Genomic DNA, 10,702 nt, shown 5'->3' on the forward strand with positions numbered 1-10,702 from the left:
GCACAGGGAAGTCAGGCCGGATGGCCCAGTGCAGCTGGCGCGCGCATGAGGGTATCGCGCGGCAGCTCGCCGAATACACGCCGGTAATTGTCCGCAAACCGCGACAGGTCCCACAACCCGCAGCTCAACGCCACGGCCTTGACCGACTTGCGGTGGGCATCTGCAGTGGACAGCCCGCGACATGCCGCGCACAGGCGCAGCATGGACAGATACCGGTTGGGCGACGTCCCCAGCAGGTCTTCGAAGGCGTAGCGCAGGGCACGTTCGCTGACCCCGGCGGCATCACAGATCTCATGCATGTAAATATAGCGACGCAGATTCTGGCGCATGAAGTTCTCGGCCCGCTGCGCCATCAGATAATGCGCGCGCCGCGCACGGCTGCAGCTCGGGCGCTCCTGGGTTTCGGCGGCCAACAGCGCCTGCACGTGGTCGTGCAGCAACCGTTCCACGGCATCGTCCGGTAATGACGCCGCGACGGGATCAAGCCACGTTGGCAATTGTGCGTAGCGCTGCGCCAATCGCGTTGCACCAGCCCCGGTGTCGCCCACGAATACCGACAACGCCTGCCCCGACGGCAGGCTGCTGCGCAGCGTCAGCTCGGTCAGTTTGCGCTGCAGCCGGCGGGTTGGCGTCAGCAGCAGGCTCAGCTGCGTGCCGGCGCTCAGTGCGAACTCACTGATGCCTTCCGGCAAGACGGTAAAGGCCATGCCCGCTTGCAGGGGCAAGCCATGACACCAGCTGCGCTCGGGGTCGGTGGCATGAATGAAACCCAGCAGACACCAGTCCGGCGGCAACATGAAACGCCCACGAAACTGAAAACCACACGTGGCAGTGAGAAACAGGGATTCGTCATGCACCTGCGATTGCACGCTGGCACGCGGACCGTTGGCGTCCAGCAATACCAGTTCCATATCGCACACGCGCAGCACACCGCCCAGCGAGGCCAGGTCGAACGTTTTCAGCGGGTTAACTCCAACCGCCTCCCCTGCACCATCAACCATGACAGTGACGCCCCCTTGTGGTTTATCTCGCCCTGCTGCGCCGCCAGCGCCGCAGGGCCCTGCCTGCCCATCAACGCGGCCAGTATGCATCAAGCGAGGGAGCGCAGAACAAGCCGATTGCGACATTAACTGCCGGATTAACCATTAAGCCAACACCCTGATTTTTGGCCGTTTATGCGTCAAATTTCCGACATCACATCGCATTCACGATGAATATACAAAAGCTTCACCGCCGGGACTTTACATCGGAGATACGCGAGGTGTAGTTTTGCCACCGCGGTCACAAATAGAAACTCAAGTTCACCCGTGAAATGCCGTTTCTGTGCATTACCGGGGCGTGTAGTAATCAAGAGTTAATGCAGCACAGCCCGGCACGTTCTTGGCGGAAAACCGGACTGACCACAAGGGGGATGCAATGCAGCGGTTTCACATCGCGTCGCGACACGTCTGTCGTCGCCGCCTCCGGGTGCTGGCCACCCGCAGCGGCCGCACGCTCATGCCCTGTTGACCTGATCCACACGGTCCCGGCCTCGGCCAGGTCCGCGCCGCTGTGCAGGAATGCATGGTTTTCGTTGGTGGCACCCGGTGGAACCGGGCTCGACCACTCCAGCACCACAGATGATTGACCGGAACAGGGAGAAGACCGTCATGAACATTTCAATCCGCAGTTTCCTCGCCGAAGAAGATGGCGTTACCGCACTGGAGTACGGCCTGCTGGCGGCCGTGATCGCCGGGGTCCTGGTGGTCGCCGGCCGCGATGGCCTGCAGGACATGTTTGAAACACTGTTCACCAAGCTCAAGGGACTGGTGGAAAGCACCATCGGCAGCACCGGCGGCTCCGGCGGCGGCACACCCACTCCCTGACCCTTCCTGCCAGGCCTGATGGCCCTGCCCCATCGCGCGTCTCACGCGCGATGCCGGGTGCGTTTGGCCTGCGGCCGGAAGATTCGCCCCGTACTGCTCTGGAGGAGCGTCGGATGTCCTTTCTCGCCCTGCTCGCCCTGCTGTTGAGCCTGCGGATCGCGATCAGCGATCTGTATGCGCGGCGCGTGCCCAATGCATGGTTGCTGGCCGGTGTCTGTGGCGCAGCACTGGGGCTGCTGGGCGGACAACTGAGTGGACAGCCGAGCGTCCTCACCGATCACCTGCTGGGTGCGCTGATCGGCCTGGCGGCGCTGCTGCCGTTCCATCTGCTGGGCTGGATGGGGGCCGGTGACGTCAAGTATTTCGCGGTGCTGGGCCTGCTGCTGGGCGTGCACGCACTGCTTCCGATCTGGATGGGAGCCAGTGCACTCGCCGGTCTGCATGTGCTGTGTGTGGTCGGGCTGCCCCGGCTGCGCGCGAGCCTGCCACCGACCCTGCAACTGCTGCATGGGAAGGCCATGCAGCAGTTGCAGGCGCGACCGGGCATGCGACAGATGCATCACGCGCGACAAGGTCGGGTTGGAATTCCGTTCGCGGCATATCTGGCGGCTGCGACCGGCGTCTGGGTGCTGTGGCACGCGATGGGAGCATCCGCATGAGCCGCCGACGCGCACGTGGAGCCGCCACCATCGAGTTCGCCTTCATGCTGATCTTCGGCCTGTTGCCCTTGCTGATGCTCACCTACACCGGCGTGATGATCATGGCGGTGCAGCAGACGCTCTCACTGGCCGCCGCAGAAGGTGCACGGGCGTCGTTGCGCTATGCCGCGCCGAACGAACGCCGCAGCGCCGCCTGCGAAGCCGCCCGGCGCTCGATGCAGTGGGTACTGAACTACGCCGGGCAGACTCCCGACTGCGGCACTGCGGGCGCGGCTCCGATTGTGGTGACCGCACCCGCGCCCTGCGCCGGCCTGCCCAGCGCGCAGTGCATGCAGATATCGGTGAGCTACGACTACCAGGCCAAACCGTTTCTCCCCGGCACCGGTCGCGTCTATGGCTGGGTGATGTCCCAGCCGATCCGCAGCACCGCCGTGGCCCAACTCGATCTGGGGACACCGTGATGGTGCGCCCTGCCTTCCAGGAGTGTGACCCATGCTCAAGCTGACCCGGCTGGCCGCCATCGGGCTGATCGCGCTGGCCGTGGTGCTGGCGCTGGCGGCCCTCGCCCTCAGCCGGCGCGCGCCGGCTCCTGCGCCCCTGCCAACGGTGGCCGACGGCACCGCACCGCGCAGCGTACCGGTGGTGGAAGCCGCCAGCGCGCTGCGCGCAGGACAACCGATCCGTGCGGCCGACCTGCGCATGGGCACCGCGGCTGCGGCACCCGCCGGTGCCTACAGCAGCGTGGCGGACGCCGCCGGCGCCGTGCCGGTGCGTGACCTGCCGGCCGGCAGCGTGCTTGATCGGGGCCTGATGGCGCAGGGCTACGCATTGAAACTCAACCCGGGCGAACGCGCCCTCGCGGTTCCGGTGGACGAACTGGTCGCGGCGGGTAATCGCATCCTGCCCGGCGACTACGTGGATGTCTTCCTCAATCTGCGCGCACCGGGCGGCATCAACACCGACGGCCAGGCCCAGGCGCGGCTGCTGTTATCGCGCCTGCGCGTCCTCAGCTACGGTGCGGCCGACACCGCACCGGCCACTGCGCCCACCGCAGCCGCGGGCAACGCTGCGGCCGACAGTCGCGCGGCCGATATCCAGGGCGGTAGTTCCAGCGCTGCGTCCACATCGAACACTGGCTCGGCCCCGGCCCGCAGCGCCGTGCTGGCCGTCCCCGTAGATGAAGCAAACCGGCTGCTGCTGGGGGCGCAGCAGGGCAAGCTGTTCCTGGCGCTGCGCAACCCGACCGATGTCGGCCTGCCCGACCAGGACCTGTTTGCCCCGAGCGTGGCGGTCTTGAGCCCGCGCCGCGAGCTCAGCCCTGAGCAGCGGCTGGCCCTGGCCTCACCCGAGAACGACGCATTCGCCGGCATCGACGCCGACGCGCTGGCCGGGCGTCGGGGCGCACACACCGCCACCCCGCCGCCGGTCGCACGCACGGCCGCACCAGTACGTCGTTCCGCCCCTCGACTCAACCCCGGCGTGGAGATCATCCGTGGCGAACCCTCGTCCCACAGCGGCTCGCGCTGAGCCCATGCAGAGACCTTTGATGATGCGACGTCCTGCCAGGTTTTCCCCGCTGCTTGCACCGCTGGCCGTGTTTTTCGCGCTGCTGCTGGGCGCGCTGCTGGTGCCGCTGCCGGCGTGGGCCCGTGCCGACGTGATCCTGCAGGTGCGGGAGCAGCAGCCGTGGACCCTGCCCGCCAATCTGGAGCGCGTCGCGATCGCCGATCCCGGCGTGGCCGACGTGGTGATGCTCAAAGGCCGTCAGGCGCTGCTGGTCGGCAAAACCGCCGGTACCACCACCCTGCTGCTGTGGCACCGCACGCAGACGGAGCCGCAGCGCCTGCAGGTCGAGGTGCGCAGTGCGGTGCAGGGCGCACTCTCCGATGGCGACGACCTGCAGTTGACCGTGCAGGAGCAGCAGGGGCTGCTGCAGGGCAGTGCGCCGAGCCTGCTGGCGCATGAGCGCAGCCGCAAGGCCGCCCAGGCCACCCTGGGGCGTGAGGGCCAGCTGGCTGACGTCTCAACCATCAGCAGCGGTGGCGTGGTCCAGGTTGACGTGAAAGTGGTGGAGTTCAACAAAACCGTGCTGCGCCAGATCGGCATGAACTTCGCCAACCAGAACAACGGCTTCTCCTACGGCGTGGTGCGCCCCGGTGGCGTGATGCCGACCATCGCACCGCCGGTCGGCAGCGTCGCCACCTCCACTGATGCCAATCCGCTTTCATCGGCCTTTGGACTGGTCTTCAAATCGTTCACGCACAACTGGGCCGCGAACATCGACCTGCTGCAGAGCAACGGCATGGCCCGGGTCCTGGCCGAACCGAGCCTGGTGGCGTTGTCCGGCCAGAGCGCCAGCTTCCTGGCCGGTGGCGAACTGCCGATTCTCGAACCGCAGGGACTGGGCACCACCACGGTCACGTTCAAGCCGTTCGGCATTGGCCTCACCGTAACCCCTACGGTGCTGAGCCCGGACCGCATCGCGCTGAAGGTCGCGCCGGAAGCAAGCGACCTCAACTATGCCGCCGGCATTGCCTACAACGGCGTTCAGATTCCGTCGATCACCACGCGCCGCGCCGACACCACGGTGGAACTGGGCGACGGAGAGACCTTCGTGATCGGCGGACTGGTCAGCAGCTCGGTCAGCTCCAACGTCGACAAGGTGCCGCTGCTGGGTGACCTGCCGATCATCGGCTCATTTTTCCGCAGCCTGAACTACAAAAAAGAGGAGAAGGAACTCGTGATCATCGTGACGCCGCGACTGGTGCAACCGCTGGCCAAAGGCACCACGGTGCCGCTGCCCGGCGAACGCGAAGCAACTCCCAACCAGCCGGTATGGGGGGCGTGGCTGCTCAGCCCTGCGTCCTCCGACCAGCTGCCCGGCTTCTCCCGCTGATCTCCGTGCCAGGACCCACGCTTCCATGTCCGCCTCTCTGCAGCTTCTGCACCCTGCCCCGGCCCCGGCCCCGATGACCCTGGTGCTCTACGCCCCGGTGCGCGACCTCGCCGGCCTGCTCGGCGAGCGTCTTCCGGTAGGCACCACCGTGCTCTGGGTCGACAGCACGGCAGGCATCGGCGCGCTCGACACGCATCGTCGCCAGCCCAACTGCGTGGTTCTGCTGGACTTCCGGCGCACTGCGGCCTGCAGCTCGACCGACCTGGCCCGACAACTGCAGCGCAGCCATCCCGAGCTGCCGCTGGTCGCGGTGGGCTCCACCACCAGTGAACAGGTCGACGGCATCGTCGCCGCGGTCCGATGCGGGCTGCGCGACATCCTCGATCTGGACACCAGCACCGCCGATATCGACGCGGTGCTGCGGCGTGCAGCCGGGTCCAGCGCGGTGCGCGCGATGCCGGTCGAAGCGCCGCACAAGGCGCGCCTGGTGCTGGTGCTGGGCGTGCGCGCCGGTGTCGGCAGCAGTACGCTGGCCGCGCATCTGGGCGTGCTGGCCCAGCAGTTGAGCCAGCCGGCCGCCGCCGACGGCAGCGACCCGAACGCCCAGGCCACCGCCAACAGCACCCTGCTGCTGGACCTGGGCCAACCGGCCGGCGACACCGCGCTGTACCTCAATCTGGACAGCCAGTTCCATTTCGACGACGCACTGCGCCATGCCGGGCGCATCGACGCCACCCTGGTGCGGACCGCGATGACCCGACACAGCGGCGGACTGACCCTGCTCGGACAACCCGCCGGCAGCGATGGCGGCCTGCTGCCCGACCCGGCGGTGCTGGTGCAGCGACTGCGCGGCGTGTTCGAGACCGTGCTGTGCGACCTGGGCGGCGTCGCGGTGCGACAGATTCCGCGCTCGCTGTTCAACAGCGCCGACGAGATCTGGCTGGTCGCCGACCAGGCCATCGGCACCCTGGTGTCGCTGGACCAGGTCCTCAAGCAGCTGGAAACCCTCGGCTTGCGCGATACCCGCCTGCAACTGGTGATCAACCGACATGAGGAAGACGGCGGCCTGAGCCCGGCGCAGATCGCCGAACGCTTCAACCTGCCGCTGCTGGCCACATTGCCCGACTGCCACCGCCTGCGCAGCAGTGCCAACCACGGCCATCTGCTGCTGCAGGACGCGCCGCGCGACCCGTACCTGCGCGCACTCACGCCCCTGCTGCTGCATCTGGACCAGGCCGCTGCGCGCGCCCTGCCGCGCAGCTGGCGCGAAAAACTGGCTCTTGCCCTGGGGGGGCTGCAATGGAAGACAAAGTGACGCCGTTCGCAGGCGACCGCGGCGAGGTGCCCGACCCGGCGGGGACGGTGGCGACGCCGTTCGCGCAGTCCGACGACTACCAGAAGGTGCTGGTCGCCGCGCACGAGCATCTGCTCAATGCGATCGAAGACGAACGCATCGACATCGACGCCTGGGCACCCGATACGGTGGCCGGCTACGTGCGCACCCAGACCACGCAGTTCGTGCAGCAGTGGCGCATTCCGGTCAACGAAGCGGAAATGGAAGTGGTGGCCGCCGCGCTGGTGAAGGAGCTGACCGGCTTCGGTCCGCTCGACGACCTGCTGCATGACCCGGCGATCGAAGACATCCTGATCAACGGCTACAAGGACATCCACGTCTCACAGGGTGGCCGGCTGGTGCGTGCACCGCAGCGCTTCAGCGACGACAGCCACCTGCTGCGTATCCTGCGCCGCATCCTGGCTCCGCTGGGGCGACGGCTCGACGAGTCCAACCCGATGGTGGACGCGCGCCTGCCCAACGGCGGCCGCCTCAACGCGATCATCTCGCCGCTGGCGGTGGATGGCCCCATGGTCTCCATCCGCAAGTTCCGCAAGGATCCGTTCACCCCGGACGAACTGCAGCGCATGGGCACCTTCGACACCGCCATGCAGGCGTTGCTGCATGCGATGGTGCTGGGCCGCTGCAACATTCTGGTGTCCGGCGGCACCAGCTCGGGCAAGACCTCGCTGCTCAACGCGCTGGCCAGCTACATCCCGGCCGAGGAGCGCGTGATCACGGTGGAAGACACCGCCGAACTTTCGCTCAACCATCCGCACGTGGTGCGGCTGGAGAGCCGGCTCGGCGGTGCTGACGGGCACGGCGCGGTGAGCATCCGTGACCTGGTCCGCAACAGCCTGCGCATGCGCCCGGACCGCATTGTGGTCGGCGAAGTGCGTGGGGCCGAGGTGCTGGAAATGCTGCAGGCGATGAACACCGGGCATGACGGCTCGATGGCAACCATCCATGCCAATTCGCCGCGCGACTGTCTGTACCGGATCGAGATGCTGGCGGGCTTCGCCGGCTTCCAGGGCAGCGAGGACAGCCTGCGCCGGCAGATCGCCAGCGCGATCGACTTCATCGTGCAGATCTCGCGGCTGGGCAGCGGCCGCCGCGTGCTGGTGTCGATCACGGAAATCACCGGGGTCAGCGACAACCTGATCAGCACCCAGGAGATGTTCCGTCACGAAGTGGCGATCGATGCCGAGGGCAAGGAGCGCGACCGCTGGATCGGGCTGGGCTTCCAGCCGCATTCGCACAAGCTGGAACCGTTCCGCCGGCTGCTGCGCGAAGCGCTCGACGGAGGCTACTGAACATGACCGGCGTGTTGCTGCTGTGCAGTGCGGTGTTGGTGCTGGTGGCCCTGGCCATCGAGCTGTGGTGGGGCGCGGCCCGCCGCGAGCGCCAGCGCGCCTCGCTGCAGCACACCGAGCAGCGCCTTGCCGCCGCGCCCCCGGTCACCCAGTTGGCCGGCATGAGTCCGCGCGCGCCGACCACCGCGCCTGCCGCACCCGCGCCGGCGGCGTTGCCGTGGGACGCACTGCTGCAGCGCGCCGGGCTGCGCAGTGGGTGGACCCTGCCGGTGGTCTGGCTGGGCAGCGCGGTCCTCCTGGCCTGGCTGGCCGCAGCGCGGATTGGCACACCGTGGATGTGGCCGATCACCCTGCTGTTGTTCGCGCTGGTGTTGGGGGTATGGCTGTCGCGCCGCATCCTCGGCCTGCAGCGCAAGCTGCTGCGCCAGCTGCCTGACTTCCTCGACAACCTGGTCCGGCTCACCGCGCTGGGCAACAGCCTGCAGATGGCGTTCCAGACAGCCAGCCAGCAGGTGCCCGCACCATTGCGCGGGCTGCTGGATGACACCCTGTCCGGCGCACGCAGCGGACTCGACCTGGACCGTGCACTGAGCCAGGCCAGTCGTCCGTACCGGCTGGAAGTACTCGACGTGCTGGCCGTGGTGCTGGGGGTGAGCATCCGCATCGGCGGCCGCTCGGACCAGATTCTGCAGCGCATGAGCGACTTCATGCGCGACCTGGAACAGGCGCAGCAGGAACTGATGGCCACCACCTCCGAAACGCGCATGTCCGCGTGGGTGCTGGGTCTGCTGCCACCGCTGTGTGCCCTGCTGATGGCTATCGCCAGCCCGGACTTCTTCCAGCCCGTGCTGCACGCACCACTCGGGCACAAGCTGCTCGGTGCGGCACTGCTGCTGGAGCTGATCGGCGGCTTCCTGCTGTATCGACTGGCGCGCTCGCTATGACCCCGCATCCGCTCTGGCTGATCGCCGTACTGCTGCTCGCCGCCGGGCTCGGACTGCTGGGCGTGGCGGCGCTGCTGCGCGCTGCCCAGCAGCAACGCCACGCGGCTGCATTGCAGAGCGCGCTGCGCACGCGTGATGTCAGCGCTGACGTTGCCGCAGCCAGTGCCGCCAGCACCCCGACCGCTACACCCGCCGACACCGGTCCACGCGGGCTGGGCTGGCTGGCCGCATTAGGCGAGCGCTTCCACGGTGGCCGTCTGCAAGCGGCGCTGCTGGCTCCGGAGGACAAGCTGCTGCTCGACCAGGCCGGCTGGAACACCCGTAGCGGCACCGCCATCTTCCTCGCGCTGCGGTTGTTGCTGGCGGTTCTGTGCCTGCTGCTCGCCCTGGCGCTGTTCGACAGCAGCGGCCTGCAACGCGTGGTGGTGATGCTGGCCGCCCTGGCGTTCGGCATCCTGTTGCCCAAGTTCGCGCTGCGCGCCTGGGCCGGCCGCCTGCGGCAACGGGTCAATGCCGAACTGCCGCTGCTGATCGACCTGCTGCGCCTGCTGCAGGGCGTCGGCTTCAGCATGGACCAGAGCCTGCAGACCCTGGGCGACAAACTGCGCGGGGCCATCCCGATCCTCGGCCGCGAGATCCACCAGGCCAACATCGCCTACATGCACGGGCGCACCCGCGCGCAGTCACTGCGGCGGCTGGGCGAATCGTTCGACGACGAAGACCTGCGCAGCCTGGTGCAGTTGATGCTGCAGGTACATGAACACGGTGGTGCGGTGCAGGAACCCCTCAAACAGTTCAGCCTGCGCCTGCGCGAACACCGTCGCGCCACGTTGAAGGAAAAGGTCGGCAAGCTCTCGGTGAAGATGACCGTGGTGATGATGCTGACCCTGTTACCGGCACTGATGCTGGTGTTGTCCGGCCCGGCCATCATCGCGCTGGCCGATGCCATGACCAAACTGGGGTCCTGAGATGCGCACGCTCACTCTGCCACTGATGGTGCTGCTGGGCGCGGGTGCGCTGGTCAGCGGCTGCCAGTCCACGTCGGTCGCCCAGTACAAGCAGGATCCGGTCAGTCTGGACGGACCGGAGCGCGCGCCGCAGGACGACAAACAGCTGTATCTGGAATTGATCACCCAGATGCAGCGTCAAGGTGCGTGGTACGCGTCGCTGGCACACGTTGACGCTTACCGGCAGCGCTATGGCGACAGCCCGGCGCTGCGTCTGCTGCAGGCCGACGCATTGCGCGAAACCGGCCAGTTGCCCGGCGCACAGACACTGTACGCCAGCCTGACCAGTGGGCCACAGGCCGCTGCCGCCTGGCACGGCCTGGGCCTGATCGCCGTGCGCAACGGCGACGACACCCAGGCTGAGCAGGCCTTGGCGCGTGCGGTGCAGCTGCAACCCCTGCAGACCGACTATCTGGGTGACCTGGGCTTTGCGCGCCTGCGCGCCGGCCAACTCGATCAGGCCCGTGAACCGCTGGCCAAGGCGGCCGAACTGGCACCCGGCAACGTCAAGGCCAATGCCAATCTGGCGGTGTATGCGCTGTTGCGCAATGACACCGCCACCGCCGAGCGGATCTTCAACAGCGCCGCGTTGCCCGAGGCGGCACGCGCGGAAGTGCGCCGGCTGGCGCAGCAGCTGCGCCAGCCGCCAGCGGCGTCTACCTCCGCCGCCCCAGCTGCACTACCG

11 protein-coding genes are annotated in these 10,702 nt (G+C 67.7%); 10 read left to right on the top strand and 1 reads right to left on the bottom strand.

Annotated elements, in window-relative coordinates:
- Nucleotides 1–11 precede the first annotated feature (11 nt).
- Nucleotides 12–1,001, bottom strand: coding sequence for a helix-turn-helix domain-containing protein (locus QMX83_RS08195; RefSeq protein WP_282296140.1), 990 nt, complete (start codon nt 999–1,001; stop codon nt 12–14).
- Nucleotides 1,002–1,649: 648 nt separating this feature from the next.
- On the opposite strand from QMX83_RS08195, the gene QMX83_RS08200 reads away from it, so the two are divergent.
- The 10 genes from QMX83_RS08200 to QMX83_RS08245 form a co-directional block, all read left to right on the top strand.
- Nucleotides 1,650–1,865 carry a Flp family type IVb pilin gene (locus QMX83_RS08200; RefSeq protein WP_282296141.1) on the top strand — a complete coding sequence of 72 codons (216 nt, stop codon included), beginning with the start codon at nt 1,650–1,652 and terminating at the stop codon, nt 1,863–1,865.
- Between the two features lie 113 nt (nt 1,866–1,978).
- Nucleotides 1,979–2,524, top strand: a complete 546-nt coding sequence (locus QMX83_RS08205; RefSeq protein WP_282296142.1) for a prepilin peptidase — start codon at nt 1,979–1,981, stop codon at nt 2,522–2,524.
- Nucleotides 2,521–2,985 (top strand): pilus assembly protein, encoded by a 465-nt coding sequence (locus tag QMX83_RS08210; protein WP_282296143.1) that lies wholly within the window; start codon nt 2,521–2,523, stop codon nt 2,983–2,985. Before QMX83_RS08205 ends, QMX83_RS08210 begins: the two co-directional genes overlap by 4 nt.
- Nucleotides 2,986–3,016: 31 nt before the next feature.
- On the top strand, nt 3,017–4,051 hold the full coding sequence (cpaB, locus tag QMX83_RS08215; RefSeq protein WP_282296144.1) for a Flp pilus assembly protein CpaB: 1,035 nt from the start codon (nt 3,017–3,019) through the stop codon (nt 4,049–4,051).
- 19 nt (nt 4,052–4,070) lie between these two features.
- Nucleotides 4,071–5,420, top strand: coding sequence for a type II and III secretion system protein family protein (locus QMX83_RS08220; protein ID WP_282296145.1), 1,350 nt, complete (start codon nt 4,071–4,073; stop codon nt 5,418–5,420).
- 25 nt (nt 5,421–5,445) lie between these two features.
- Entirely contained in the window at nt 5,446–6,735 is a 1,290-nt protein-coding gene (locus QMX83_RS08225; RefSeq protein WP_282296146.1) for a fimbrial protein, read from the top strand.
- Nucleotides 6,720–8,066 (top strand): CpaF family protein, encoded by a 1,347-nt coding sequence (locus QMX83_RS08230; RefSeq protein WP_282296147.1) that lies wholly within the window; start codon nt 6,720–6,722, stop codon nt 8,064–8,066. The genes QMX83_RS08225 and QMX83_RS08230 overlap by 16 nt, the downstream gene beginning before the upstream one ends.
- Before the next feature lie 2 nt (nt 8,067–8,068).
- Nucleotides 8,069–9,010: a type II secretion system F family protein gene (locus QMX83_RS08235; protein ID WP_282296148.1), complete on the top strand. Its 942-nt coding sequence runs from the start codon at nt 8,069–8,071 to the stop codon at nt 9,008–9,010.
- Nucleotides 9,007–9,978: a type II secretion system F family protein gene (locus tag QMX83_RS08240; protein ID WP_282296149.1), complete on the top strand. Its 972-nt coding sequence runs from the start codon at nt 9,007–9,009 to the stop codon at nt 9,976–9,978. Before QMX83_RS08235 ends, QMX83_RS08240 begins: the two co-directional genes overlap by 4 nt.
- Nucleotide 9,979: 1 nt before the next feature.
- Nucleotides 9,980–10,702: tetratricopeptide repeat protein (locus QMX83_RS08245; RefSeq protein WP_282296150.1), on the top strand; the 723-nt coding region annotated here is incomplete at its 3' end.

The organism is Stenotrophomonas sp. PS02289 (assembly GCF_029960115.1).
Lineage (GTDB): Bacteria > Pseudomonadota > Gammaproteobacteria > Xanthomonadales > Xanthomonadaceae > Stenotrophomonas.

Excerpts from the sequence above, each read along its gene's own strand:
- QMX83_RS08195 (WP_282296140.1), bottom strand. The coding sequence starts at position 1,001 with ATGGTTGATGGTGCAGGGGAGGCGGTTGGAGTTAACCCGCTGAAAACG.
- QMX83_RS08200 (WP_282296141.1), top strand. The coding sequence starts at position 1,650 with ATGAACATTTCAATCCGCAGTTTCCTCGCCGAAGAAGATGGCGTTACC.
- QMX83_RS08205 (WP_282296142.1), top strand. The coding sequence starts at position 1,979 with ATGTCCTTTCTCGCCCTGCTCGCCCTGCTGTTGAGCCTGCGGATCGCG.
- QMX83_RS08210 (WP_282296143.1), top strand. The coding sequence starts at position 2,521 with ATGAGCCGCCGACGCGCACGTGGAGCCGCCACCATCGAGTTCGCCTTC.
- cpaB (WP_282296144.1), top strand. The coding sequence starts at position 3,017 with ATGCTCAAGCTGACCCGGCTGGCCGCCATCGGGCTGATCGCGCTGGCC.
- QMX83_RS08220 (WP_282296145.1), top strand. The coding sequence starts at position 4,071 with ATGATGCGACGTCCTGCCAGGTTTTCCCCGCTGCTTGCACCGCTGGCC.
- QMX83_RS08225 (WP_282296146.1), top strand. The coding sequence starts at position 5,446 with ATGTCCGCCTCTCTGCAGCTTCTGCACCCTGCCCCGGCCCCGGCCCCG.
- QMX83_RS08230 (WP_282296147.1), top strand. The coding sequence starts at position 6,720 with ATGGAAGACAAAGTGACGCCGTTCGCAGGCGACCGCGGCGAGGTGCCC.
- QMX83_RS08235 (WP_282296148.1), top strand. The coding sequence starts at position 8,069 with ATGACCGGCGTGTTGCTGCTGTGCAGTGCGGTGTTGGTGCTGGTGGCC.
- QMX83_RS08240 (WP_282296149.1), top strand. The coding sequence starts at position 9,007 with ATGACCCCGCATCCGCTCTGGCTGATCGCCGTACTGCTGCTCGCCGCC.